This is a genomic window from Streptomyces sp. NBC_00310, from assembly GCF_036208085.1.
Lineage (GTDB): Bacteria > Actinomycetota > Actinomycetes > Streptomycetales > Streptomycetaceae > Streptomyces.
The window spans coordinates 4,853,844-4,879,165 of sequence record NZ_CP130714.1 but is presented as its reverse complement, the minus strand read 5'-3'; the positions used below and the strand labels follow the sequence as shown (position 1 = coordinate 4,879,165).

Below are 25,322 nucleotides of genomic sequence, written 5' to 3'. Positions count from 1 at the left end.
CCACCACGGCCGGGGGGCCGCCCGCGGGCGGCCCCCCGGTTCTCCTCAGAGCCCTCATGAGCGCATGAGAAGGACACACTTCCATGGAATCTCCCGACCCCGCGTACCCTCCACCGGCCGGACCCCGCCGCACGTTCCGCCTCTCCCACGTCGTGGCGTCGAGCGCCGCGTTCTTCGCCGTCATCGGCCTGACCTCCTTCGCTCCCGTCCTCATGAAGCAGTTGGCACCCGACGCTCCGCACCGGCCGAACCCGTCCGCGGTCGGGGCGCCCGGCGAGGCCAAGGATCTCGGGGACGGCACCCAACTGGCGCCCTACGAGGTCGTCGACGGGGTCAAGGTCTTCAAGCTCCACGCGGCGCCCGTCTCCTGGGAGACCGCGCCGGGCAAGGTCCGCGAGGCCTACGCCTTCAACGGCATCGTCCCCGGCCCGGTGATCCGCGTGAACGAGGGCGACCCGGTCCGCATCGTCGTCGAGAACGATCTGCCCGAGCCGACAGCCGTGCACTGGCACGGCATGGACCTGCCCAACAGCCAGGACGGCGTACCCGGCCTCACACAGCCCGAGATCGAGCCCGGCGAGAGCTACACCTACGAGTGGAAGGCGATCAGCCCGGGAACCCACTGGTACCACTCGCACATGCATGGCGAGCAGGAAGGCAAGGGGCTCTACGGATCCCTTGAGGTCGTGCCGAGGACCGGCGACATCCGGGCCGACCGTGACTACCGCATCATGATCGGCGACGGCGCGCTGGGCTTCGTGTTCAACGGCAAGAGCTTCCCGGCGACCGAGCGCCTCAGCGCCCGGGTGGGCGAGAAGGTCCGTATCCGTCTGATAGGCACCGGCCCGGAGATGATCCACCCGATCCACCTGCACAGCGGCCACTTCACGGTGGTGGCGCAGGACGGCCGGCCGCTGGCCGTCCCGCAGGAGATGGACACGCTGAACGTCGGCGTGGGACAGACCTACGACATCGTCTGGACACCCACCAAGACCGGCAAGTGGATGATCCACTGCCACATCTTCTCGCACTCGGAGACCCACGAGGGCATGGCAGGACTCGTCTCCATCTTCCAGGTCGACCCGGCGGTCGTCTCCGTACCGGACCTGCCTCTCATCGACTGAGCACAGCGGCCCACCGTCTCCCCCTCCCCGCGTCCCCGTCCTTTGCTGAAAGGAACCGATCCCCATGATTTCCCGCGCTCCCGGGCATCCGTCCAGCCGCCGCCTGTCGGTCGCGACCGTCGCCGGAGCCGCCGTCGTCGTCTTCCTCGCCGCGCCCGGTGCCTTCGCCCACGTCTCCGTCAACCCGGGGACGGCCGAGCCCGGCGGCTTCACCAAGGCCGCCTTCCGGGTGCCCAACGAGCGGGATGCCGACTCCACCGTGCAGGTGGAGATAGCCTTCCCGGCCGAGCACCCCCTGGGGCACGTGTCGGTCCAGCCAGTTCCCGGCTGGAAGGCGACAGTGAAGAAGGAGCGGCTGAAGCAGCCGATCGTGGACGGTGACCACGAGATCACCGAGGCGGTCACGTCCGTCCTGTGGGAGGGCGGCACGATCCGCCCAGGGGAGTTCCAGGAATTCCCCCTGTCCCTGGGGCCGCTTCCCGAGGACGCCTCCGAGATGGTCTTCAAGGCGGTGCAGACCTACTCGGACGGCGAGGTGGTGCGCTGGATCGATGTCCCGGAGAAGGGCGCGGCCGAGCCCGAGCACCCCGCACCGGTCCTCGCACTGAAGAGCACCGCACCGGTCGCGGCGGCGGCACCGGCCGCGGCCAGGACCCCGTACGAGGCGGAGGCGCCCGCCACCGACATGGTGTCGCGGCTGCTCGGCGGCAGTGGGCTGGCCGTCGGCCTCGCCGCCCTCGGCTGGGCCGCGGCCGGGCGGCGGGCCACCGCGACGCGGTCCGCCCAGGCGGAGAGGCAGGAAGAGATCACGGTCTGAGAGAGCCGGGGGCGTCGGCGGCCCCGTCCCCCCCAGGCCGTCGGCGTCCCCACTGCCTCCGATGAGAGAGATCACGATGCACCGAGCAACGCTCCACCCGTCCGTGCACGCATGCGTCGCACTCCTGCTGGCAGCGCTGGCCGTGGTCGCCGGCTCCACCCCGGCCCGAGCCCACGCCTCCGTTGTGTCGACGGCACCGGCCGACCGGCAGGTGCTCGGCACCCCTCCACCACGGGTGTCCCTGACGTTCACCGAACCCGTGAGCCTCGGCCTGACCCGCGTCAGCGTGATCGCGCCGGAGGGCGACACGGTTGCGACGGGCCGGCCGGAGCATCCCGCGGGCAGGGCCGAGGAGGTCGCCGTCAGGCTGCGGACCCTGTCGGCCAAGGGCACCTACACCATCGTCTGGCACACGGTTTCCGCCGACTCCCACCCCGTGCAAGGCACGTTCTCCTTCAGCGTCGGCCGGCCCACGGCCGGGAGCTCGCCCGCGTCCGCCGGCCCGTCCGCGGGCATGGAACACGGCACGGTGACCACGGCCGGCGCTCTGCAGAGCGCGGCGCGATGGGTCTCCTTCGTGGGCTTCGCCGTTCTTGTGGGGACCGCCTTCTTCGTCGCGGCCTGCTGGCCCGCCGGGATCCGGCGGCGCCCCGTCCACAAGCTTCTGTGGACCGGCTGGTCCGCCCTCATGACGGCGACGGTGCTCTCCCTGCTCGTCTACGGGCCGTACGCGGCGGGCACCTCCCTGTTCTCCGCCCTGGACGGGCGCCTCATCGCCGCGACGCTGGGCAGCCGCATGGGCCTGATGCTCGTGCTGCGTGCCGTGCTGCTCGCTCTCGTTGCGGCCGGACTGGTCCTCGCCCGCCGACGAGTGACCGCCGGCAGTCCGGTCCCGGGCGACCGGGCGGAGTACGCACTCGGGGCGTGGCCCTCGTCCGGGCCCGGAGGTCGGGGCCGGATGCGCAACACCGTCGCCGTGCTCGGCGTCGGCTGCGCGCTCGCCCTGACATGGAGCCTCGCGGGACACAGCGCAGCGGGCCCACTGGCCGCGCTCGCCGTGCCGGCCGACACGGTCCATCTCGTCGCCATGGCCGTCTGGACGGGCGGGCTCGTCGCCCTGGGCACGGTGCTGCTGCGGTCGCGGGACGCCCCCGACGCCCCGGTTCTGGAGCCCGCCGTCACCCGGTTCTCGCGCGTCGCGGGGATGTGCGTCGTCCTGCTCCTGGCCACCGGACTCTTCCAGGCCTGGCGGCAGCTGGGCGGTGTGCCGGCACTGCCGGGCACGCTGTACGGACGTGTCCTGCTCGGCAAGTTGTGCCTGGTTGCGGTGCTGGTCGGGCTGGGCGCCGGGGCCCGTGCATGGGTGCGGCGCCACTACGGCCCGGCGCCGTTGGTGGTCCAGGGTCGGCGCAGGCCGACTCGGCCGGGGCCGGACGGCGGCCAGGTCCGGCGCTTCGGAAGGCTGGTGATGGCGGAGACACTGATCGCCGCCGTCCTGCTCGCGGTCTCTACCGTCCTGGCGAACACCGACCCGGCGACCGCGGACGGCGGGACCTCGGCGGACCAGCAGGGCCGGCGTCCCGCGGCGGGAGCGGCGCCCGCCGGACCCCGGACCGCCGTGCCGTTCAGCCGGGCGGCCGCCTTCGACAGCGGGGGGCGGAGCGGAAAGGGTGTCGTCGCCGTGGTGGTCAGCCCCGCGGCGAGAGGGGTGAACGAAGTCCACCTCGCGGTTCTCGACACCCGGGGACAGCCACGGGACGTGCCCGAGGTACGGGCGGAGTTCAGCCTGCGCAAGCCCTCGGTGGGGCCGATCCGCGTTCCCCTGACGTACGCGGGCCCCGGTCACCACATCTCGAGCGCCTTCTCGCTGCCCCTGCGCGGGCGGTGGCAACTGGCGCTGACCGTACGCACGTCCGACATCGACCAGGACGTCGTACGCATTCCGGTCGATGTCCGCTGAAGGGTCGCCGCGGCGGTGGCCCGGACGAAGGAGGATCGCGACAACGTGTCGAACACACGCGACGCTCGCAAACTGTCGGTTGACGGACTTGAGGATCTGCGGCGGTGTGCCGTCGCGGCCGTGGAGTCGGGTGTGCCGCGCACGGAGGTCGCGCGGCTGTACGGAGTCTCCCGGCAGACCGTGGGGGCCTGGGTCCGGGCCTACCGGCTGGAGGGCTCCGACGCGCTGCGCCCGCGCAGACGCGGCCGACGACCGGGCGACCAGCTGGCGCTCTCGTCCGCCCGGCAGCTCTGGATGCTCCGGACCATGACGACGACGACGCCCGACAAGGTGGGACTACGGGACGTGCTGTGGACCTGGCAGTCCCTCGCGGCGCTGGCCCACCGGGAGTTCGGCGTCGTCCTGGGCACCACGACCATCCGCAACTACCTGACCCGGTGGGGATTCTGTCCGGACACATCGCAGCCGACCTGGATGCTCCCCCACCGCGCCGCCCTGGCGCACGGGCTGCGCGCGACGACGGGCGCCGGGACGGCCGAGGCGCAGAGGAGACCGGTGACAGAGACGCTGTGGACCGACCATGCCCGCGTGCGCTGGTGCGTCTGCGGCCCCCCGGCGGACCCCGATTCACGTATGTCCCTGCACTCCGACGTCCTCTTCGCGGTCACGAGCCGCAGGGCCGTGCTCTTCACGCCGGCCCGGGACCCGTACGACGGCGAGGAGATACGGGAGTTCTACGCCCGCCTGCTCAGCCGGCACCGCGGCCCGGTCGTCCTCGTGCCCGGCTGGGAACCCACCCGCCGGACGGAGCTGCTGGACCTGTGGCTCAGCACGCACACCGAGAGGACGCCCGTCGCACTGTGACGGGGAGGCCGCAGCTCTGGGCAGTGCCTGGACGGCTGCCGCGTCGCCGGCCGCCGTCTGCCGGCTGACGTCCCCCTACTGATCGCACCGCACCGCCCCCCGTCCAGCCGCCTGGATCGTGCAGTCCCGTAGCCGTGACGCGATCAACGCCGCCCAGTGTGCGGGACGCGCCGATCGGGCCGATGCGGGTGGCCTGGACCTGACCGACCACTGAAATCGGAGGTTGACAACCGGTGAGAATCAGGAACGAACAGGTATCCACGTGCAGTTGTCGCAGTGTCACGCGGGCCGATGCGCCGGGGAGCGCGGACGGCCCCGCCGCCCGATCGTCGACGGGAGGGGTTCTCGCGACGGCGGCACGCTTCGGCAGGAGGCTGCGCAAGGGGACGGCGACCGCCGTCCTGACGGCTGCCGCGGTCGCGGCGCTGACCGCGTCCCAGGCCCCCGGCCTGACCGACAGCGGTCGGCAGCGCACGGACACTCCTGCGGCCGACACCGACACCGACATTGACACCGGCGCGACCGGCGAGGCCCCTTACTACACGGATCTGCCGCCCCTCGACAACCCCGCCCAGATGCCCAGCACGGGCGACGATGACGGTGACGCCAACACCGGTGAGCCCGAAGCCGGCATACCCGTCACCGTCCTGCAGGCGTACCAGAAGGCACAGGCCGCCCTCGCCGAGTCCAAGCCCGGCTGCGACCTCACCTGGCAACTGCTCGCGGCCATCGGCAAGGTGGAGTCCGGGCAGGCCCGCGGCGGACGCGTGGACGCGAACGGCACCACGCTGTCGCCCATCCTCGGGCCCGTCCTCAACGGCAACGGCTTTGCGAAGATCACCGACACCGACGGCGGCGCGTACGACGGCGACACGGTGCACGACCGCGCCGTAGGCCCCATGCAGTTCATCCCCTCGACCTGGGAGAGCTGGGGATCCGACGGCAACGGCGACGGCAAGAAGGACCCCAACAACATCTACGACGCGGCGCTCGCCGCCGGCCGCTACCTGTGCGCGGGCGGCCGCGACCTTTCGGTGACCCCGCAGTTGCACGCGGCGATCCTCAGCTACAACCACTCGCAGGCCTACCTGAACACGGTCCTGAAGTGGCTCGAGTACTACCGCGAGGGCACCTACGCGGTCCCGGACGGCACGGGTGTCCTGCCGACCGGCCGCAGCGACGACAGCGACGGGCCGAACCCCAGCCCGTCACCGAGTACGCCCGGTACGTCCGAGCCGAGTACACCGAACCCGGGCACCACGAAGCCGGGCAACACGCAGCCGGACGGCGGCGGTTCGACGAGCCCCGGCCCGAACGATCCCGGCACCGAACCCGGCTCGCCCGCGCCCAGCCCCGCGCCCACCCGCCCGGTGGCGCGCCTGGAAATCGCGGACACCGGGGAGCTGACCGCGACGGCGGGCGACGCGTCCGGTGAGGGGGTGGCCGTGCGGGCCGAGACCCCGTCGGACACGGGCGTGCCGAAGGTCACGGTGCGGCTCCCGATCGCCGGCGACACGGACACGGCCCTCACCGGCGGCGAGAACGTCCGGCAGTAGGCGCACCGAGGCTGCGATCTGGGTGCTGCCGGTCGAGCACCTGGTCGAGGTCCTGGCGTGGGCCGCGCGGTTGCCCGCCGTCACGCGGGCTGGTGCATCAAGCGCTCCACGCGGAGCCGAAGCTGCTTGACGGAGACACCTGCAGGAAGAGTTGATGCCCTTGCCGCCGCGAGCGTCGGGGGTATCAGCGCCGGCTCAGCACTGCTGGCTGGGCCGTGCTGTGGCCGGAAGGGGGCAACCACGGTGGCGGCCGACGCGCGCACCAGACCCTCGACGGGCGCGAGGTCGGGCTGCCGTTTCCGCACAGCCCGTGAGCAGCGGGTGTCCGCGGAACACGGAAGCAGGAGCGCCCCGTGCATACCGTCGCAGTCGGTGCTGCTCTTCGCGGGCGGCTGCGGCGGGGGCGCAGTCCGGCTCGTACCGCGCCCCCGCCACCTCCGAGAGCACCGCCCCCGAAGCGGAGCCCGAGCCTGACGACGCCGACGAGCCCGGCTGGAGTCCGTGCCGGATGGCGCTGATCCGTTGGGAGAAATATCGGGGTCTGGAGGCCCGTCCGCTCACGCAAACGGCCCCGGACGAGGAGTCCGAGGCCGAATAGAACGCCTCCCTGGGGAGGAAGCCCCAGGTCAGCGGCGTAACGCGTTGTGCCCCCGGCAGGATTCGAACCTGCGACACCCGCTTTAGGAGAGAGGCTGGGGCGCCTGGGCAGTGACCTGCGGCTTCGCTGGCCCAGCTAGTCAGCCCGGATGTAGCCGCCTGCCACCCCTCTTGACCGTGGCTGACCCCCGCATCTGGCACGGCTGTGGCACGCGGCTGCTGACCTTCTGATCCGTAGTTCGATAGAGATCGGTCGGGGGCGGTCATACCGGTTGCTCAGGTGTGTCTGAGGGGGGATGGTCGGGGGCGGTTGCTGGGGTTGCTGTATCTGGTTGCTGTACAGCTGCCGCTGCTCTGCGGGCGAGGGTGAGGTTGTTGCGGCTGGTCAGTGTGTCGGGGTGGGTGTCGCCCTGGATCTGCTCGCGCTGGGCGAGGGTGGCCTGTAGCAGGGGGATGGCCCGCCCCAGATCCCCCACCGTGTAGTAGGCGGCGGCTAGGTTGTTGCGGCTGCTCAGTGTGTCGGGGTGGGTGTCGCCCAGAACCTGTTCGCGCTGGGCGAGGGTGGCCTCGTACAGGGGGATGGCCCGCTCCAGGTCCCCGGCCGACTGGTAGGCGTAGGCGAGGTTGTTGCGGCTGGTCAGTGTGTCGGGGTGGGTGTCGCCCTGGATCTGCTCGCACTGGGCGAGGGTGGCCTCGTACAGGGGGATGGCCCGCTCCAGGTCCCCGGCCGACTGGTAGGCGGCGGCTAGGTTGTTGCGGCTGCTCAGTGTGTCGGGGTGGGTGTCGCCCAGAACCTGTTCGCGCTGGGCGAGGGTGGCCTCGTACAGGGGGATGGCCCGCTCCAGGTCCCCGGCCGACTGGTAGGCGTAGGCGAGGTTGTTGCGGCTGGTCAGTGTGTCGGGGTGGGTGTCGCCCTGGATCTGCTCGTACTGGGCGAGGGTGGCCTGTAGCAGGGGGATGGCCCGCTCCAGGTCCCCGGCCGACTCGTAGGCGCCGGCGAGGTTGTTGCGGCTGGTCAGTGTGTCGGGGTGGGTGTCGCCCAGAACCTGTTCGCGCTGGGCGAGGGTGGCCTCGTACAGGGGGATGGCCCGCTCCAGGTCCCCGGCCGACTCGTAGGCGCCGGCGAGGTTGTTGCGGCTGGTCAGTGTGTCGGGGTGGGTGTCGCCCAGAACCTGCTCGTACTGGGCGAGGGTGGCCTCGTACAGGGGGATGGCCCGCTCCAGGTCCCCGGCCGACTCGTAGGCGTAGGCGAGGTTGTTGCGGCTCCTCAGGGTCTTGGGGTGGGTGTCGCCCAGGATCTGCTCGCACTGGGCGAGGGTGGCCTGTAGCAGGGGGATGGTGCGGGCTGTGTGGCCTTGGTAGTGGAGACGGTTGGCGGCGGTGGCGTACGCGGCGGTGAGGCGGGGGTTGTGGTGTCCGGGCGGAGTGGTGGCGGCGAGGGTGACCAGGTGAGGGGTGAGCGTGTCCCACTGGCGGTCGGGTATGTCCTGTCCGGGGAGCGGGGTCAGGTGGTGCAGGACTGCTTGTTCGGCGCGGTCGCGTCCTTGCAGGTGCCGGGGTGGTTGGGGGTGGTCGGCGGGTTTGGGGGTGCGCAGGACGGTTTGGACCAGGCGGTGGACGGTGACGGTGGTGCCGGTGTCGGTGACCATGCTGTAGGCGGCGAGGGTGCCGATGGCTTCCGCGATGTCGTCCGGGTCAGCGTCGGCCGGGGTGAAGAGGGTGTGGGGAATGTCGTCGGGGGCGAGCCAGGCGGCGGTGTGCAGTACCTCCACCGCCAGCGGATGCTCCGCCTCCAGGGTCTGGAGGGTGACGTTCCAGACGCGGGCGATGGTGCGTTCGGCGTCGATGCCGTGGGCGGTCCTGTCGAGTTTGGTGCCCAGGCGGCGCCGGTAGGCGTCCAGGCTGACCCCTTGGTTCTGGGCGAGGTAGGCGCTGGCCTGTTTGACCGCCAGCGGCAGACACCCCAGCTCAGCGACGAGCGCGCGGGCGTTCACTTTCTGCTGTGGCGTGGGTCTGGTGTCCTTGAACACCAACTGGCACAGCAGGGTGGTGGCGTCGTCGGTGCTGAGGTTGCCCAGGCAGAGTGTGGCGGCGCTGTCGGGCCAGCCGGTGGTGCGGCGGCTGGTGGCCAGGTGGTGGCCCTGGTGCAGGGCGCCGGTGTAGGGGGCGAGGTCGGCGGGGTCCTCGACGTTGTCGTAGATGAGCAGCCACCCCTGGTGCCAGGCCAGCCACTGCCTCGCCCACGACACCTGTGCCCCGCGCTCGGCTGAGGTTGCCCAGTCGGGGACCAGTGCCGTGGTGAGTTCAGTGAGGGATGTCTCGATCTCGTCGGGGGAGGCGGCGTTGATCCACCAGATCAGGGTGTAGTAGCTGCGGTGGCGGTGGGCGTAGCGCTGGGCGAGCGTGCTCTTGCCGATCCCGCCCAGCCCGTGCACCGCCCCACTCTGGGTGATCGCTCCCTCGCCCCCGCCCGTCAGGATGCGGCGCAGCTGGCTCAGCTCTTCATCCCGGCCCAGGCAGAGCGTGGCCGGGGGCAGGTTCGAGGTGCCCGGGGCCGCAGTGACCTTGTCCGGCGCATGCAATGCTTCAGCTGGCAGGACATGCAGATCACCTGTGTACGCGTCTCTGATGCGCTGGGCCCCGATGGTCCGCTTGCCGGCAGCCTTGATGCGCGGTCCGGCAGCGGTGTCGTCCGTCGTCACGGCTGTGGCGGGGTGTGGCCGTCACCGGTGATGGCGGTGCGGATGTGCTGGGCGGCGATCGACCGCTCACCGGACGCCGTGATGGTGACCGTGCCCGCAGCCGGGGCGGGCAACAGGGCCGACAACTCCTCCCGCAGTGCGGGATCGTCCTGCAACGCACGTCGCAGGAGCCTGCTCAGCACCGCTGTGGAGTAGGTGTCGTCCTGTTCGTCGGCGGCCTCGTCCACCACACGTTCCAGCTCGGCCCGGCCCGCCTCGTCCCCGCGCTGCCAGACGAGTTGAAGAATCCGCTGCCCGAGACCCACCGTGGCGTCAGCGGCAACGTCCTGCGCCCGCGTCAGCACCGCTACTCCGTATGCCCCGACCGCAGCCGTCAGGTACGGGCTCGCCTGCTCCACCAACTGCACAACCTCAGGCCCCACTTGCTCCCCCTGTTCCGCGCGGCTCCGAAGGAACCCAGCGTAGAAACACCGCCCCTGTCGTGAAGCCAAAACGCCCGAACCGCCCGCAACGGTTCCAGCACCGATCACTGGCCACGGGTGAGGACAACCTCACCGCTGATACGCCATTAGCTTGGGAAGCTCAGGTGATCGCGGCTCGCTGTTGGGCTGACCTGCGGCGAAGCGGTGTTGATGCTTGGTGGCCGTCGACTTGGTTCCCCTTGATCCCCGTGGCACCACAGGATCTGGCAGGCGTCTGGCACGCACCTCTTCGTCCCGAACTCTCGGCTAAGTAGTCATTGCGGGCCCTTGGGCTGGTCATCGGCTGGAGATGGCTGCTGAGGGTCCGGGACGGTCGTAGACGTTTCTGCACTCCTTTGCTGTACAGCCTCGGCGGCCTTACGAGCACTGGCGAGGTTGCTGCGGATGGCATGGGTGTGGGGGTGGGTGTCGCCGAGGACCTGCTGGCTCTGGGTGAAGGTGGTCTCAAACAGAGGGATGGCCCGTCCCAGATCCCCCGCCGCTTGGTAGGCGTAGGCGAGGTTATTACGGGTGGCGAGGGTGTGGGGGTGGGTGTCGCCGAGTATCTGCTGGCTCTGGGTGAGGGTGGTCTCCAGCAAGGAGATAGCGCGGTCGAAGTCTCCCATCCGCTGGTAGGCGTTGGCGAGGTTGTTGCGGCATGCTTGAGCGTCGGGGTGGGTGTCGCCGAGGATCTGCTGCATCTGGGTGAGGGTGGTCTCCAGCAGGGGGATGGCGCGGTCGAGGTCTCCCACATCGTGGTAGGCGTAGCCGAGGTTGTTGCGGCTTTGCAGGGTGTGGGGGTGGGTGTCGCCCAGGACCTGTTCGCGCTGGGTGAGGGTGGTCTCGTACAGGGGGATGGCCCGCCCCAGGTCCCCCGCAGCTTGGTAGGCGCCCGCGAGATTGTCGCGGTCTTGCAGGGTGTGGGGGTGGGTGTCGCCCAGGACCTGTTCGCGCTGGGTGAGGGTGGTCTCGTACAGGGGGATGGCCCGCCCCAGGTCCCCCGCAGCTTGGTAGGCGCCCGCAAGGTTGGTGCGGCCTCGCAGAGTGTCGGGGTGGGTGTCACCGAGGATCACCTGGCACTGGGTGAGGGTCGTCTCAAACAGAGGGATGGCGCGTTCGAGGTCTCCCGCCAACAGGTAGACGTAGGCGACGTTGTTGCGGCTTCGCAGAGTGTCGGGATGGATGTCGCCGAAAACCTGCTGGCGCTGGGTGAGGGTGGTCTCCAACAGGGGGATGGCCTTCCCCAGGTCCCCCACCGCCTGATAAGCGCCCGCGAGGTTATTGCGGCTTAGCAGAGTGTCGGGGTGGATGTCGCCGAAGTCCTGCTGGCACTCGGTGAGGATATTCTCCAACAGGGGGATGGCCTTCCCCAGGTCCCCCACCGCCTGATAAGCGCCCGCGAGGTTACTGCGGCAGGCCCGGGTGTTGGGGTGGGTGTCGCCGAAGACCTGCTCGCACTGGATCAGGGCGGCGGTGCGCAGCGTGATGGTGTGGGCGTCGCGGCCTTGCTCGTACAGGTACTGGGCTGCCCGGTGGTAGGTGTCGGCGGTGTCGGCTGATGCGGGGGTGTCCGGTGGCGTGGACTCGGCCAGGGCCAGGACATGTGGGAGCAGGCGTTCCCATAAGGTAACGGGCTCGGGCAGCGAGTTGTCCGGCGTGGTGGGCAGGGCCTGGTGGACAGCCTTTTCGGCCTCCGCGCGGCCCGGGGCGTAGACGTCGGGCAATGACTCGGCCGGAGTGCGGGTGCGCAGGACGGTCTGTACGAGTCGGTGGACGCTGACGCCTCGGCGGTCGTCGGTGAAGGCGATCATGTTGTAGGCGTGCAGTTCGCCCAGGGCGTTGCCCAGTGCGATCGTGCTGGGGGCGAGGGCCGCGAGGAGAGTGCGGGGGATGTCGTCGGGGGCCAACCACGCCATGGTGTTCAAGAGGGTGACCGCCAGCGGGTCGCGATCGGTGATGACGATGAGGGTCTGGTCCCAGATCTGGGCGATGGTCCGCTCAGGGGCGTCAACGTCACGGTCCTCATCTAGGACGAGCCCCAAGTCCTGGCGGTAGATATCCAGGTCGGTGCCGGTCCGGTAGGCGTAGGCGCCAGCCTGTTCCAGGGCCAGCGGCAGACAGCCGAGATCCTCCGCCAGCCGCCGCGCCGCCTCACGCTCTTCGCCGGTGGGGGTGAGGCCAGGAAAGGCGATGGCACACAGCAGGTCGGTGGCCTCACCCAGGGGGAGCAGGCCCAGGGTCATGGCGGGGGCCAGCTTGTGCCATCCGGTGGCCTTAGACGCCATCCGCTTATCGATCACGGAGTTGGCCTGCTCGAACAGGGTTCCTGATCGGGTGATCGCGCGAGAGTCGGCGCATGACAGCAGGGCCTCTTGGTAGCTCGGGGGTGCGAACCAAACCAAGCACCAGGAGGCCCTGTTGCCGCAGTCTTTCGCGCTCGCGTGCGTGGAGTCCAACTCGCCTTCCCTGTCGTGTGACTGCCTCGCGCACAGGTTCGGCAACGCGGCAGACCGGCCGGACCGCACTGCGTGCTACGCCTCCGACATGACGGAGGCGGAGTGGCAGGTCATCCGGGCAGTGCTGCCGGTTCCGGCCTGGCTGGAGGGCCGGGGCGGGCGGCCGGAGGGCTTCTGCCACCGGCAGATGATCGACGCGGTCCGCTATGTGGCCGACAACGGCGTCAAGTGGGTCAACCTGCCTGCGGACTTCCCGCCGTATCGGCGGGTGCATGCTTTCGCCCGCCGCTGGCAGATCACGGGTCTGCTCGCCGAGCTCCACGACCGGCTGCGCGACAAGGTCCGCCAGAAGGAAGGCCGCACGGTGGATCCGACTGCTGCCATCGTGGACTCACAGTCGGTGCGGGCAGCGGCGAACATCCCGCGCTCCACCTCCGGCTGGGACGGCGGGAAGAAGGTGGGCGGCCGCAAGCGGCACCTGGTGGTGGACTGCCTCGGCATGGTCCTGGCCGTGGCTGTGACCGCGGCGAGCGTGCAGGACCGCGACGCCGCCGTCCCCCTGCTCGAGCGGCTTCGGAAGATGTACTTCTCCATCCGCCTGGTGTGGGCGGACGGCGGCTATGCCGGGCGCCTGGTCGACTGGGCAGCCGAGAAACTCCAGCTCACCCTCGACATCGTCAAACGCACCGACGACACCACCGGGTTCGTGGTGCTGCCCCGCAGGTGGGTGGTGGAAAGAACGCTGAGCTGGCTGATGCGCTCACGTCGTCTGGCGCGTGACTACGAGACGCTGCCCGCCATGCACGAGGCCATGGTGCTGTGGTCGATGACCATGCTTATGAGCGGCCGCCTGGCCGGACGCCGCCCAGGTGCTTTCAGCCGGCCGGCCCTTCGAGCGCGGTGAACACCCCCGGCCGCACCTGGAGGGCCCACCCTCGCTCCACCAGGCGTTTCGCCTTCGACCGCAGTCCCTCGACCTTCGCCGGGACCGCCTGAAGGCCGAGGGCCACGGCCAGCTGCTGGCAGCGCATCCCCTCTCGGCCCGCCTCCGACTCCAGCACCGACACGATCTGCTGATAATCCGGCGCGAGTACCGACGCCGCCATGCCGTCGATCCGGTGCGGCACCGGTGAACCCGCCATGGCGCCCCGCACCGGCTCCGCGACTGCCGAAGACGGCTCGGCCAGCACCTCGGCCACCGTCGCCCGGGCATCCACCAGCCGCTGAAGGGCTCCTTCCGCCTCACCGAGCGCGGCCTGCACCTGCTCGGCCTCCTCCCGCAACCGCGCGATCTCTTCCCGAACTCTCTTCTCCCGGGCTTCCAGCAGACCGAGCACCGACGGCACCAGCCACCACCTCCACGAGCCAGACGAGCGGACGAACCACGCTCATCTCTCCCGCTACCAACCGGAGTTCATGCCCACCCATCCCGGACCAACGCAACACGTTCGGAAAGCGGATGGCGTCTTACGACTGGTGGCCAGATGGTGCCCGCCAGCCAGGGTGCCCAGGTAGGGGCGCAGGTGTGCCGGTTCCTCGACGTTGTCGAAGATCAGCAGCCAGCCCGGGTGGGCCTGCAGCCAGGTGATCGCCCACGCCGCCCGCTCATCCGGGCCAGCTGTCTGCGCCCACTGCGGACACAGCCGCGCAGTGATCCCGGCGAGGCTAGTCACGATCGACTCGGGGGATTTGGCAGTGATCCACCACACCAGCGTGTAGGTGCTGCGATAGCGGGCGGCGTAGTGCAGGGCTAGGGCGCTCTTGCCCACCCCGCCCAGCCCGCTGATCGCCCGTGCCCGCGCCTGAGACGGTTGCACCACCGCGGCGGAGCCGGCGCCCGTCAGCATTTCCCGCAGATCGGTTAGTTCTTGCTCGCGGCCGACGAAGATCCCTGAGGCGGACTCTGGAAGGAACCCGGCCCCCGCCGGTGCGGGAACGGTGCACGCCCAGTGCGCGGCCTGCTCCGGCAGCACCACGACCCGCGCGTGGTCCCCGATGATCGCCACGTCGATGGACCCGGCGCCGATCGACCGGTCACCGGACACCTCTACCCGCACCGGCTCCCCCGGGCCCTGCGCGCTCACTGCTGCGGCGGGTGGATGGTGGCGTGGTCACCGGCAGCCGCGATGCCGATGCACTGCGCACCGATCGCCCGCGTCCCGGACACGTTCATCGTCACCCCGCCTCGCGCCGACAGCAGCGCCGCCAACTCGCGCGCCAGCTCCGCGTCCTCCCGCAACGCCCGCTTGAGTTGATGCCGCAACGCCCCCGCCGCGTCCGCGTCATCCGGCTCCTCGGCAGCCGTCTGTACCGCACCTTCCAAAGTCGCCTGGCCTTCCTCATCCCGCCGCCACACCGGCTGAAGAATCTGCTGGCCCAGGCCTGCCGTCCCCTCGACTGCCGCACCAATAGCCGCGTCCTCGGCCCGGTGGAGAACCGCATCCCCGTACGCGGTCAACGCAGCCGACAGATACGGTGCGGCCTGCCCCACCAGTCCAACGATCTCCTTACTCACAAACACTCCCGACTATGCGTCACCCCGCTGTTGCCGGTGACCTAGCGTAGGAACCGAAGATGCTCTGTGAGCACAAAACGACTAAACCGCCATCTGTGGTTCCATGTTCGACACTTCGCCAACGGACCCAGGCGCAACCGGATTGCTGCTTCTTGCCCTGGGTCTTGCCGGGGATCTTGGTGAGCTGGGTTTTTGCTGGTCAGGGGCGGTGTGGCCGTGCGCCTGGTGGTCGTCGTTGGTCGTCATTGGCCACTGGTGAGCGGCCTTGGACGGCCCAGGGGCGGCCCAGCACGGACACGAAAGTCAGCCCTGCAGGCCGCGCGCTCATCGCGAGACGGTCCCACGTTGGCCGTCGCTAGCGTCCCGCCCACCGTCGCAACTTCCTGGTGACATGAGCCTTGTGAAGGCGGGTTGTCGAGGCTTCGCTCGGGCTCGTCATGAACGCCGTGATAGGGGTCCATCGCTTACCCCCCTTGCGAGCCGTCCATCTGACGGCGGGGAAGTCCGTGATCTCTGTGATGCGCTCTCGCGCAATCACGCGTGTGCGCAGGTAGCCGCGGATTGAGAGTCTTTCGCGCTCACACATCACGCCGAGCCGGTACCCCCTCACGGCGAGGATCGCGAACCCAATCACAACGAAACAGGCCGTGAGCCGCGAGAAGCCGGTACTGGCTTGTGCTGCGTAGGCCACAGCAGCGGCCGCCGGGACGGCTCCGAGGCTGCTGTTCGCAAGACGGTTCAACATCGGTGGCGATAGCTCCACGACGCTCCTCGTCTGTGCTGGTGCCGGCTGGTGGCAGCGTACTGGTACAGCTTGGGAAGCTGCGAGCATTTGGGGCCGATTGGGACGTTGACCTGGACGGACAGCGCAACTGCAGCCGCGTCGGCGGCAGCTGCTTCCCCGTGACTTCCCGCTGTTCCCCGCTCGATCTGGTGCGGTTGTGGTGCAGCGGCGACCTCGGTTACGGCAAGTCCGGCTGCGCGATCACCCTGTGGAGTGCCGCCCTGGCGCCCGGCGCAACCACCTTCGGACTCTGTCAGTCGGCGAAGGATCGTAGCTGCGGTCACGCCACAGCTCGCGTAGGTGCCTGAACTCGTAATCGCGCCCGGCGTCGGAGTCCTCCAGAGTCTCGGCCCATAGGCGCTCGAAAGGCTGGCGATGCATCTGTGAAGAGATTGCGCCGCTCCAATCACGCCAAGTGTCGTCGGAAACCCAGCCTTGAGCGCGCAGATCGGCCTCATCCTCACTGAGGCGAAAGTACAGCCGGATTGCCAGCTCCCCTTGCGGCGTGAGCGAGTGTCCGTCCATACCGCGAAGGGTGGCAGTCGACAGTCTGTCCAGCAACGACCAATAGCGCGCCACGTAGACGTCCTCGACCTGGCGGACTCGCTGTGTCCGTACCTGCCAGACGGTGATGCCCCACGCAAGCGCCGCAGGGACCAGTGCGATTGTCAGTGAAAGCCACTCCATGATCGGGAATTGTGGGGCTTGCAGGCTGGCCCGACGATGCCGTTATGGGACTGGGACGCCGCTGGCAGGTCCGCTACCGCGACCCAGAGACGGGCCAGTTGCGTCCGGCCGAGAAGACCTACCCGACCAAGACCGATGCTCAAGCCGCTCTCACGCACGTCGAGTCCGACATCACGCGTGGGCAGTGGTCGGACCCGGACGCCGGGGCGGTGAACTTCGAGGAGTACGCAAACGCGTGGCTGCGGGGCCGAAAGCTTCCGACCGCACCCGAGAGCGGAACGAGTCGGTGGTGCGGCTGCACATCCTGCCCACCTTCGGGGCCGGATCGGTGGCCGACGTGACGACGGCTCGGGTGCGTAACTGGCGCGGCAGGCTCCTGGCGGCCGGCATCGGTGAGCCGACCGTGGTCAAGGCGTACCAATTGCTGCGGGCCCTGATGAACACGGCCGTGGACGACGAGCTGATCCGGCGTAACCCATGCCGCGTCAAGGGGGCGGATCGCTACGACGTGCCCGAGCGGCCGATCCTCACCGTGCCCGAGGTCTTCGCCGTCGCCGACTCCATCGCGCCGCGCTATCGGCTGCTCGTGCTTCTGGCGGCCTTCACCACGCTGCGGTTCGGGGAGCTGGCGGCCCTGCGGCGTCGGGACATCGACCAGGAGGGGCTCACCGTCACTGTTCGCCGGGCTCAGGCTGAGTTGCAGAGCGGTCGGCTCTTCGACAAGGCGCCGAAGTCTGCGGCTGGGGTACGTACCGTCTCCTTCCCGGCCGAGCTGCTCGGCGAGGTCACGCGTCATCTGGAGCAGTTCGCCGCTCCTGGCCGTGACGGTCACGTCTTCGTCGGGCCGCAGGGCGGGCAGCTGCGGCGGAGCAACTTTCGCGACGACTGGGTCAAGGCGCGGAAGGCGGCAGGTGTCACGTCCGAACTGCACTTCCACGATCTTCGGCACACCGGCAACACGCTGGCCTCGACGGCCGGGGCCAGCACGCGGGAGCTGATGACGCGGATGGGGCATAGCAGTTCCCGGGCCGCGCTGATCTACCAGCACATGACCAGCGACCGGGACCGCACCATCGCTGATCGGCTCGGGGCGATGATCCGTGAAAGTGGGGGAGAGGAAGCTTCCGGCTAAGACTCGTTTCAGCGACCCTTGTGGAGTTCTCAGCCCCTGGCACCTGTAGATATCAGGCTGCCAGGGGCTGATCGTGTGGGATAGAAACGGTCGCATGGACGCCGCAGTGCTTGAACAGATGTTGGACGAGATCTTCGATCACGCCGTCGTCCACCATGGATACACCAGCTACATGCGCGACTACGAGGTCATCGTCTACGTGACGGCGGATCCCCGCGCCGACGTCGAGCCGGCGTATCTGCGGTATCTCTTCCGGTACTGCGTTGAGGCTCGGTGCGAATCGTCCGTGCTGCCGGAGACGTGGCGTGTCTCTTTGGACGACCGCCTCATCGACCATGAGACGGGCGTCGACCTCGACGGATACGTCTGGGGTGTGAAGTGGCATTCCTTGTACCCAGGTGCGAAGGTCCTCTCGCAGTCGGAAGCGACCCGTCGTTGGGCGCAAGCTGTGGGGATCGACTTCCATGAGGTTCGCATCGAGACGAACGCGCACCACCTCACGCTGCTCTTTTCGGACCTGCAGGTCAGCGAGGTGCCGGACGGATACGTGCCCTTTCCGACGGAGTAGCGGGTATCCCTTCCGCCCGACGAGCTGCCGAGTGGACGTAGTGGCACGCGTGTGGCACGGCCTCGAACACGACGAAGGGCCAGCCTGGGAGGAAACCCTCCTGAGCTGGCCCTTTTCCTGTGCCCCCGGCAGGATTCGAACCTGCGACACCCGCTTTAGGAGTTCGATCGCGCAGCCGCGCGGCTAGCTCCGGCTCGTGCTCGCTGGGCGGTCTGGAGCCCAGTCTCAGTCGCTGGGATCCGTCGATGTCCGGCGACGTTGATGTCACTTGGTGATGTCAGACCGTGGGGTATTCGTTCGGCAGGGGAGCGCGTACGAATTTGGTGCGTCGCTCATCGCTCGCCCCCAGAGCACGGAAGTTCCTTCGGGCTTCCGTGAGGCTGAGCCGGCCGTTGGGACCGCCTCGCACCTGGTCAGCATCGTCGTCGTCCTGGCCGTCATCCTCCCAGAAGCACACGGGGCAGATCTCGAAGCAGCCGCGCTCATCGAGCGTCAGGAAGCCGCAGCAAGGACAGGGATACGGGCCGTCCTCGGCCTTCCCATGGATGTTGACGAACGTAGTGACCACCACGGCATCCTGCCTTGCCGTGCCGCCAACCGCGAGCGAGTACATAGGCAGTGCGCAGCCGGGCCACGAGCTTGGCAAGCCGTGACGGTGTAGAAGCCGTTGCCCGTTGCCCATGGTCCGCAGACGTTCGCGCTCGTCCGCTGCTGTTCGCCTGCGTTGTCACGCAGTTAGACACTCACTTGGGACGCGAACCACTTGGAAGGCGCCGCGAGGATTCGACGGGGAGCCTGCTGTTCGCGTCAGATGGCTGTGCCATCAGGGCACGAGAAAGCGTGCTGCTCACAGGTGGCCCGTGCGCGTACCGTCGGTCTGAACCATGGGGGTGGCAGTCTGTGTTGTACGCACACGAGGTGATGCTGAACGAACTCGCGCAGGGGCTCAGGCCGGTGGCCGAGGGCATCGAGTGGTTCGAGGGTCTCTCAGAGGATGATCAACGCAAGGCCGTGCACGCACTGGTGCTGTTCTGCGGGCAGGCCCGGGCCTGCGAGGAGGACGTGCGAGAGAGCATCGCGCGTTCCGGTATCCGCCCCACTCACACGCCTGCGGTGATGCTCACGAAGTGGCGCTTCGGAATGGACGCGCTTCCGGCCTACGAACTCACCAAGTCCTTTCGCCTGCTCGTCGCCCTCTTCAGCATCGCCGACACCCGCAGGCGGACGCTGTACTGCGCCGGGGGATGTGGTCACGCGTGGCACAACCTGCCGGATCCTCCACGGGACGCAACCTGAGATGACTTCTTGCCCTGGGTCTTGTCGGGGATCTTGGTGAGCTGGGTATTTGCTGGTCAGGGGCTGGGGGCTCGCGCGCCTGGTGGTCGTCGTTGGTCGTCCTTGGCCACTGGTGAGTGGCCTCGGACGGCCCAGACGACGCCCCGCGGCCCTTTCGGCGGCTACGAGCTGATGGGTAACTCCCGCGCCTGTTGACGTGCTTGGGCCCGGAGCTCCTTCAAGCGACCGTGAAACGCGTTGTGACGGTTCTGGTCGAGGTTCAGCGGGAGGTCGAGCTGAAAAATGAGCTGCGACTCCAGGTCCCACGGTTCGCTCTGCTCGATCCAGCACACCCGCGCGTTGTCCGCCATCCACTGGCTCAGAGTGGCTTCGCCGGCCTTGCCGAAAGTCATCCGCTTGCCACTACCCACGCGGCGCAGCTCAAGTCCGAGCAGACATCCGAGGGTGAGCCTCAACGTCGAGCCAGCCGCGTTGCCCCGGTAGTGGTAGCGCACCCGCTTGCGCAGGTTCTGCGTGCTGGTCCGGTTCGCCATGTACCGCGGCGCTATCCCGACGTAGAGCAGGCGCTCAGCGTCCAGATCCATGTGGGGCGACTGCCTGAAGTGCCACCCATAGACCCCTGCCGCCGCCGGCACAGGGCTCGGACGCTCCAAGACCTCCAGTGCCGACCACAACCGAATAGGACTGACGAGAGCGGTAGCCTCCACGAAGCCTCCAGACATGCCATGGTTGATCGTCGCAGGCTACTGGTCGACGCTGACAGAGCGTCCCTGGCCTGCATAGCTGTGTGACATCAGCTTGGGAAGCTGCGATCATTTGTGGCTGGTTCGGCTGCTGACCTGGGCGAACGGTCGAGTCGCGATGTCGTCGGGCTGGGTTGTTTTCCCCGTGATTCCCCGCTGTTCCCCGCTCGATCTGGTGCGCTTGTGGTGCGGTCGGACAGCAGGCCATCGTGCGTGCGCGAAATTGGTGTGCGGCCGGGTCGTGGTGATCGGCACCCTGGGGCGATGAGTCGTTGGATGCTTTACGACAACTGGTACGCCGATCTGGCCGGCCTCTCTGTCGAGCAACTGCGGGAACGCCGGGCCTTCGCCGCTCAGCGGGCTGAGAGTGCCGTGGTGCGTGGCATGGGCCGCAACCCCAAGGCCGCGCGGGAGTGGCGCGAGCGGCTTCGCGCTGTCGATGACGAACTTCTGAGACGGGGTGTCCAGGGAGCGTAGCCACTGTGCGGGCCGTCTGAGGCTCAGCCGACGACAGTCAGCCAGGATGGCGGGTGCGCCGATCGATCAGGCGCGCGTGTGCCTCGCTGTGCCCCCACCGGCCTCAGCCACGCTGTCGGTGTGTGTCGTCGACCAGAGCAGGCTGCTACGCCCGGACCGTGATCATTGAGCTGGCCCAGAGCCCTCCGTGTGGGTTCTTTCTGCCCCTTTGCCATGCTGACCTGCTGCGTTGTCGTGTCGTGTTCCAGGGTGCCCGGCGTTTAGCTTTCCGGCGTTCCATCAACACAGGGGCCAGAGAACGCACCCACATTGGGGATGGCATCGCGCAGGAGAGTGATAGCTGGCTACGCATGGTTCCCCTACGGGCATCCCATCCGTAGATTGGGGCAGTGGTGTGGCCTGCTGCCTCTAGGCGCGCATCAATTGACACCGCGGGGGCGGGGGATGGGGGACAGTTGTCCGATCTGTTCAGGGTTGTTTCGGACACGACGGTGGGTGAACACAGGTATGTCCATGTGGTCCCAGCCGATCCGGAATCATTCGTGCGTAAAGTCGCCCCGCTTGTAACTGCGCATTACTTTGACGACGTTGACGCTAGGGCTCGCTTCCTGCGCTCTGCACAAGAGCTGACGCTTTTTAGTGGCGAGTCGTTTGAAATTACTGACGAAGACGTCCAGCTAGCTCTCACCGAAGAACGGGATGCGGTTTTGCCTGCCGCATGGAAGGGAGATAGGGGCAAGCAGTTTGACGTTCAAAGGAGCGAGTTTGGTGAAATTCTGGCAGCAGAGGCTCTAAAGCAAGTGTTCGGAACTGTCATTCCCGCCTCCAGAATCAAGCATAAGGAGATTCCCGATCAGCAGACTCGGGGCGCTGATGTGATCGGATTAGAGAACGAGCAGCAACAGATGGTCACCCTTGTCCTTGGTGAAGTAAAGGGATCTCAGGACCGTAAAACACCCCCTGGCGTGGTGTCTGGGATGGAGGAAAAGCTTACAGAGCTGGTTGGCTCGCGGCGGGCCCTCCTCCAAGAGCTTTGTTGGCTGCGTGATCATGCTGAAGAATCTTACGTTGGCGTCTGCTCGCGTATTCATACCGCCTTCATCCTTAAAAAGGATCAACTTGAAGTTGTTTTGACCCCACTGCTGGTTAGAACAGCAGAAACGCATCACGAGGACGACCCTGGAAAATTCAGAACTAACCCAGAGGTTTTTGGGCACTCAATTAGATGGGTTAGTATAGTAGTCGAGGGAGACCTCTTTGAAATAGCCCAAGATGTTTATCGATTGGCCAGAGAGGGGGCAGCGTAAGTGGATCGCAATCAAGTCTTTGTTGATGCCTTTCTAGGTGAAGGCGGAGACGAAATTATCGGTTCGTCGCGCCTCTCCTATTTGGCTCAGTTCCTGGATGCTGATACTCGGGATGTTGATGAATTGGATCCCGAGTCGATCGATGAGATTGCATGGTCATTCGAATCTCTGGCTGTCACTGCAGCTCGCTCTGATCAAGACGAAAACCGGGTGGCGGAACTCGCGCGGCGGGCGTTCCATCTCCGTGCAGCCAGATGGTCAACAGGAACTAGCGTTTCATTTTATGAAATCTGGATGCTCATTGTTTCGGGAACGTTGGCGCAGCGACAGCCCGAGTTGCGTCTCCTTCTAAGTGGAGACAATTTCCGCATTGCCACAGGGCGCGAGGAGTATCAGGACTGGAGTGAACAGGTTTGGGCGAGCTCGGTAACGGCGCTCGGCATGCTGGCCCGCAAGAGCCGATCCTGGGAAGATGTGGACGAAGGGGTCCAGCATCTCACGCGCCTTTCTAGTCTGCAGAGAGAAGCAGAATCGAGGATCTTTGGTGCAGCGAGCATCGAGGATTGGCGCGAAGATAAAGAGAAGTGCAAGCTGCTTGGGCTATATCACATTGGTGAAGCTCTAGTAGTCCTGGGTAGCTATCTGAGGACGGGTGATCCAGAAGGTGTCCTAGTTACGTTGCAGAGGCATGCAGAAAATGCCCGCTTGCTCCTAGGATCCAGTGGCGATATTGAGCTAGAGCGTGTAGGCGAGTCTGTCGAGCCCCTAACCACTGCAATGGCCAAGGCTTCAATTTGGTATAACACCTCCAGGCTCTCCTCGGCAGCGCGAGAGTTCGCTCAGCAGATCGCTTCAAATGATCAGGAAAATCCTGTATCAGAGTTGTGGTGGTCTCAAAGAGAAGCTTTGTCGCAGAGCTTGCTGGACCCGTTTAAGACGGCTATCAGTGTGCAAATGCCGACCAGTGCTGGAAAGACGCTTCTTGCGGAATTTTCGATTGTTCAGAACATTGCACTGAATCCTGGCTCTGTCGTTGCGTACCTTGTTCCAACTAGGGCTCTGGTCAACCAAATGACCCGTCGGCTTCGGAGCGATCTATCGGGCGCTCGATCAGATGGGTCAGACATCTCGGTTGAGGCGGCTGCCCCTGTATTCGAGTTGGATCCGACCGAAAGTCGCCTCCTTAGCTTGCGGCCAGATGTCCTGGTCACAACCCCGGAAAAGCTTGATTTGCTTGTCAAATCGGGCCATCCCAGTATTCGTGACCTTTCGCTGGTTGTTGTTGATGAAGCACACCATATCGCCGATGAAACCCGCGGCCCGCGACTGGAACTGCTTCTAGCCACACTTAAGAGAGAGAAAGGTCGGCGCTGCCGCTTCTTGTTGCTAACCCCCTTCTTGCCAAATGCCTCCGATCTGGCCAAATGGCTTGGCGCTGGTGAAGGTGCGGCTATTGAACTGAATTGGAAGCCAAGTGAGCAGATCCGTGCTCTCGGGCATTGGGAACGCAACCGGAAAGAAAAGGTATATCATGATGCCTTAACGCTGCTCCCTTCCGCGACGCAGCCGTCCAACTGGGATGGTGTCGTAATGGATTTGGGTCGAGCTGCAGTGCATCGGGAAACTCGTCAACGTGAGGCAATGTCTGCGTCTCTTGCCATTTCGATGAGTGAACGCGCGGGAGGCGCACTTATCCTTACTGGTGGCCCTGGTAAAGCCGAAAAGCGCGCTTCGCAAGTGGCTGAGGCATTGCCTAGACTGGCAGTAGGTGAGTGTCCAGACCCGGATCTGCTAAGTGCGGCGATCGATTACATTCAGAACGAACTAGGCGAGGACTACCCCCTGGCCACGACACTACGGTCGGGGGTTGCATTTCACCATGCAGGCCTTCCCCCTGAGGTCCGTAGTCTCGTGGAAGTGCTTCTGGACAAGGGGTGCATTCGCGTCGTGGCGGGGACTTCCACCCTGGCGCAAGGGGTTGATTTCCCACTGTCTTCGGTAATTATAGAAACTCTTAAGGTGCCGCAAGGTCGCGGCCAGAAATACCGCCCTCTTCGGTATTCTGAGTTCTGGAATATTGCGGGGCGGGCAGGGCGCGCCCTGAGGGACCGAGTAGGCGTAGTTATCTATCCGTCGACAGGAAAGCCTCAGGATGAGGAGTTTCGAAACTATCTTGAAGGCGAAGCGGTCGAGGTGGTGTCTGCTCTCCTCAAGGCGATCAGTCTGCTAGATGCGCGACGCCCTGAATATAATCTCCGGCTAGTACGAGGGAATCCGCAAATAAGTCATTTCTTCCAGTACCTCGCACACGCTTTGAAGGTGGGTGGATTTGAGTCTGCGAGTGCTGAGGTAGAAGAGATCTTGCGATCGTCTCTCGTCTTTTACGGCTTGCAGTCGACAGACCGTGAGGTTGCTGAACGTCTTGTAGCGTGGTCTCGCGGTTTCATGGAAGAGTTTCGCACAAACTCCTTTCTCGGTGTGGCTGATACGACGGGGCTCTCACTGCCGAGCGTAGGGCTTCTTTCTGCGTCGTCCCCTAGAGTGTTCAAGGAACCGGAATTCTGGGCCCCTGAAAACCTCTTCGGTGACAGCTTGAACCCTCTGATGCAGGTGATCGAGGTTCTGGCTGAGGTTCCAGAGATGTCGTTGGCGCCGTCTGATGAAGCTGGTGGGTTGGATACACGGAGAGTCGCTGGTGTCCTCCATGATTGGGTATCAGGGAAAACTCTTCCGGAGATTGCGGATAGCTGGTTTTCACATGTGGACAATCCTCTCACCAAAGCGGGCAGATATCTTTTCCGTGAAGTTGCCGGGTATTTGCCATGGGGGATTGGCGCTCTGCAATTGATTGAACTTGCTGGCAGTAATTCCGAAGCGGCTTCTGCTGCCTTCCATGTTCCTGCTATGGCGTTCTATGGAGTGAACTCCATAGATGCACTGCCGCTAAGAATGGTGGGTGTGCCAAGAGCGGCAGCGAAAAATTTCGGTGCTCAGGCTCCTCGTTTCGCTTCCTTCCAAGAAGCGAGAGCATGGGTTGCAATGCAGCCCCCGGAAGCATGGGCCAACCCTTCCGGAAGGAATTTCTCGCCCGACACGTTGAAGACTGTCTGGGAGGCGGTGGGTGGTTCCACTGCCTGACCAGTGATGCGGTGCCACGCTCACGTATTGGAAAAATGCATTGCTTCCGGCATGAGGTAATTTTTCTGTGACGTCAGCCGCGGCTGATCGCTGTGAGCGCGGAGCGGGCGCCGGCCGGGCTGGAGCGGGACGAAGGCA

20 protein-coding genes and 1 pseudogene are annotated in these 25,322 nt (G+C 66.6%); 12 read left to right on the top strand and 9 right to left on the bottom strand.

The features are described from left to right. The first annotated feature begins 83 nt into the window (after positions 1 to 83). The 5 genes from OG202_RS21295 (at position 84) to OG202_RS21275 (ending at position 6,321) form a co-directional block, all read left to right on the top strand. Positions 84 to 1,124: a multicopper oxidase family protein gene (locus OG202_RS21295; protein ID WP_326582123.1), complete on the top strand. Its 1,041-nt coding sequence runs from the start codon at positions 84 to 86 to the stop codon at positions 1,122 to 1,124. Between the two features lie 64 nt (positions 1,125 to 1,188). Beyond that, the gene (locus OG202_RS21290) at positions 1,189 to 1,941 is read left to right on the top strand and encodes a YcnI family protein (RefSeq protein WP_327729239.1); all 753 of its coding nucleotides are present in this window, start codon (positions 1,189 to 1,191) and stop codon (positions 1,939 to 1,941) included. Positions 1,942 to 2,017: 76 nt separating this feature from the next. Beyond that, positions 2,018 to 3,901 (top strand): copper resistance CopC/CopD family protein, encoded by a 1,884-nt coding sequence (locus tag OG202_RS21285; protein ID WP_328223324.1) that lies wholly within the window; start codon positions 2,018 to 2,020, stop codon positions 3,899 to 3,901. A gap of 45 nt (positions 3,902 to 3,946) precedes the next feature. Continuing rightward, positions 3,947 to 4,765 (top strand): helix-turn-helix domain-containing protein, encoded by an 819-nt coding sequence (locus OG202_RS21280; protein WP_405960998.1) that lies wholly within the window; start codon positions 3,947 to 3,949, stop codon positions 4,763 to 4,765. Between the two features lie 233 nt (positions 4,766 to 4,998). After that, the gene (locus tag OG202_RS21275; RefSeq protein WP_328223323.1) at positions 4,999 to 6,321 is read left to right on the top strand and encodes a lytic transglycosylase domain-containing protein; all 1,323 of its coding nucleotides are present in this window, start codon (positions 4,999 to 5,001) and stop codon (positions 6,319 to 6,321) included. 860 nt (positions 6,322 to 7,181) lie between these two features. Here OG202_RS21275 and OG202_RS21270 read toward each other — a convergent pair. The 3 genes from OG202_RS21270 to OG202_RS21260 all read right to left on the bottom strand — a co-directional run bounded on the left by OG202_RS21270 (position 7,182) and on the right by OG202_RS21260 (position 12,366). After that, positions 7,182 to 9,620 carry a tetratricopeptide repeat protein gene (locus OG202_RS21270; RefSeq protein ID WP_327729242.1) on the bottom strand — a complete coding sequence of 813 codons (2,439 nt, stop codon included), beginning with the start codon at positions 9,618 to 9,620 and terminating at the stop codon, positions 7,182 to 7,184. Continuing rightward, positions 9,617 to 10,042: a hypothetical protein gene (locus OG202_RS21265; protein ID WP_327729243.1), complete on the bottom strand. Its 426-nt coding sequence runs from the start codon at positions 10,040 to 10,042 to the stop codon at positions 9,617 to 9,619. Before OG202_RS21265 ends, OG202_RS21270 begins: the two co-directional genes overlap by 4 nt. 314 nt (positions 10,043 to 10,356) lie before the next feature. Further along, positions 10,357 to 12,366 carry a tetratricopeptide repeat protein gene (locus OG202_RS21260; protein WP_328223321.1) on the bottom strand — a complete coding sequence of 670 codons (2,010 nt, stop codon included), beginning with the start codon at positions 12,364 to 12,366 and terminating at the stop codon, positions 10,357 to 10,359. A 259-nt stretch (positions 12,367 to 12,625) separates the two neighbouring features. Between OG202_RS21260 and OG202_RS21255 the strand changes: the two genes are divergently transcribed. Next, positions 12,626 to 13,441, top strand: a complete 816-nt coding sequence (locus OG202_RS21255) for an IS5 family transposase (RefSeq protein WP_326584653.1) — start codon at positions 12,626 to 12,628, stop codon at positions 13,439 to 13,441. On the opposite strand, the gene OG202_RS21250 is transcribed toward OG202_RS21255, so the two are convergent. The 4 genes from OG202_RS21250 to OG202_RS21235 form a co-directional block, all read right to left on the bottom strand. Continuing rightward, positions 13,413 to 13,883, bottom strand: a complete 471-nt coding sequence (locus tag OG202_RS21250) for a hypothetical protein (RefSeq protein ID WP_319073433.1) — start codon at positions 13,881 to 13,883, stop codon at positions 13,413 to 13,415. The two genes, OG202_RS21255 and OG202_RS21250, sit on opposite strands and share 29 nt — an antisense overlap. A 54-nt stretch (positions 13,884 to 13,937) precedes the next feature. Then, the gene (locus OG202_RS21245; protein WP_328223320.1) at positions 13,938 to 14,594 is read right to left on the bottom strand and encodes an ATP-binding protein; all 657 of its coding nucleotides are present in this window, start codon (positions 14,592 to 14,594) and stop codon (positions 13,938 to 13,940) included. Positions 14,595 to 14,617: 23 nt separating this feature from the next. Next, positions 14,618 to 15,052, bottom strand: a complete 435-nt coding sequence (locus tag OG202_RS21240) for a hypothetical protein (RefSeq protein WP_327729245.1) — start codon at positions 15,050 to 15,052, stop codon at positions 14,618 to 14,620. A gap of 985 nt (positions 15,053 to 16,037) precedes the next feature. Further along, the gene (locus OG202_RS21235) at positions 16,038 to 16,523 is read right to left on the bottom strand and encodes a hypothetical protein (RefSeq protein WP_327729246.1); all 486 of its coding nucleotides are present in this window, start codon (positions 16,521 to 16,523) and stop codon (positions 16,038 to 16,040) included. Between the two features lie 44 nt (positions 16,524 to 16,567). Here OG202_RS21235 and OG202_RS21230 point away from each other — a divergent pair. Then, a pseudogene (locus OG202_RS21230) lies at positions 16,568 to 17,655 on the top strand (tyrosine-type recombinase/integrase). Positions 17,656 to 17,749: 94 nt separating this feature from the next. Next, the gene (locus tag OG202_RS21225; RefSeq protein WP_327729249.1) at positions 17,750 to 18,223 is read left to right on the top strand and encodes a YxiG-like protein; all 474 of its coding nucleotides are present in this window, start codon (positions 17,750 to 17,752) and stop codon (positions 18,221 to 18,223) included. A 277-nt stretch (positions 18,224 to 18,500) separates the two neighbouring features. Here the strand turns inward: OG202_RS21225 and OG202_RS21220 are convergent, their stop codons facing one another. Beyond that, positions 18,501 to 18,836 (bottom strand): CPCC family cysteine-rich protein, encoded by a 336-nt coding sequence (locus tag OG202_RS21220; RefSeq protein WP_328223316.1) that lies wholly within the window; start codon positions 18,834 to 18,836, stop codon positions 18,501 to 18,503. A gap of 287 nt (positions 18,837 to 19,123) precedes the next feature. Between OG202_RS21220 and OG202_RS21215 the strand changes: the two genes are divergently transcribed. Further along, positions 19,124 to 19,519 carry a DUF5958 family protein gene (locus tag OG202_RS21215; RefSeq protein ID WP_328223315.1) on the top strand — a complete coding sequence of 132 codons (396 nt, stop codon included), beginning with the start codon at positions 19,124 to 19,126 and terminating at the stop codon, positions 19,517 to 19,519. 161 nt (positions 19,520 to 19,680) lie between these two features. Here the strand turns inward: OG202_RS21215 and OG202_RS21210 are convergent, their stop codons facing one another. Further along, positions 19,681 to 20,103: a GIY-YIG nuclease family protein gene (locus OG202_RS21210; RefSeq protein WP_328223312.1), complete on the bottom strand. Its 423-nt coding sequence runs from the start codon at positions 20,101 to 20,103 to the stop codon at positions 19,681 to 19,683. Between the two features lie 423 nt (positions 20,104 to 20,526). Between OG202_RS21210 and OG202_RS21205 the strand changes: the two genes are divergently transcribed. The 3 genes from OG202_RS21205 to OG202_RS21195 all read left to right on the top strand — a co-directional run bounded on the left by OG202_RS21205 (position 20,527) and on the right by OG202_RS21195 (position 25,184). Continuing rightward, entirely contained in the window at positions 20,527 to 20,739 is a 213-nt protein-coding gene (locus OG202_RS21205; RefSeq protein WP_328223311.1) for a hypothetical protein, read from the top strand. Between the two features lie 455 nt (positions 20,740 to 21,194). Then, positions 21,195 to 22,046: a Hachiman antiphage defense system protein HamA gene (locus OG202_RS21200; RefSeq protein WP_328223310.1), complete on the top strand. Its 852-nt coding sequence runs from the start codon at positions 21,195 to 21,197 to the stop codon at positions 22,044 to 22,046. Next, on the top strand, positions 22,047 to 25,184 hold the full coding sequence (locus OG202_RS21195; protein ID WP_328223309.1) for a DEAD/DEAH box helicase: 3,138 nt from the start codon (positions 22,047 to 22,049) through the stop codon (positions 25,182 to 25,184). Positions 25,185 to 25,322: the final 138 nt, after the last annotated feature.

Coding starts and splice junctions, on each gene's coding strand:
- OG202_RS21255 (WP_326584653.1), top strand. CDS start 12,626: ATGACGGAGGCGGAGTGGCAGGTCATCCGGGCAGTGCTGCCGGTTCCG.
- OG202_RS21205 (WP_328223311.1), top strand. CDS start 20,527: ATGAGTCGTTGGATGCTTTACGACAACTGGTACGCCGATCTGGCCGGC.
- OG202_RS21295 (WP_326582123.1), top strand. CDS start 84: ATGGAATCTCCCGACCCCGCGTACCCTCCACCGGCCGGACCCCGCCGC.
- OG202_RS21290 (WP_327729239.1), top strand. CDS start 1,189: ATGATTTCCCGCGCTCCCGGGCATCCGTCCAGCCGCCGCCTGTCGGTC.
- OG202_RS21225 (WP_327729249.1), top strand. CDS start 17,750: ATGGACGCCGCAGTGCTTGAACAGATGTTGGACGAGATCTTCGATCAC.
- OG202_RS21220 (WP_328223316.1), bottom strand. CDS start 18,836: ATGTACTCGCTCGCGGTTGGCGGCACGGCAAGGCAGGATGCCGTGGTG.
- OG202_RS21285 (WP_328223324.1), top strand. CDS start 2,018: ATGCACCGAGCAACGCTCCACCCGTCCGTGCACGCATGCGTCGCACTC.
- OG202_RS21260 (WP_328223321.1), bottom strand. CDS start 12,366: ATGGCGTCTAAGGCCACCGGATGGCACAAGCTGGCCCCCGCCATGACC.
- OG202_RS21235 (WP_327729246.1), bottom strand. CDS start 16,523: ATGGAGTGGCTTTCACTGACAATCGCACTGGTCCCTGCGGCGCTTGCG.
- OG202_RS21210 (WP_328223312.1), bottom strand. CDS start 20,103: ATGGATCTGGACGCTGAGCGCCTGCTCTACGTCGGGATAGCGCCGCGG.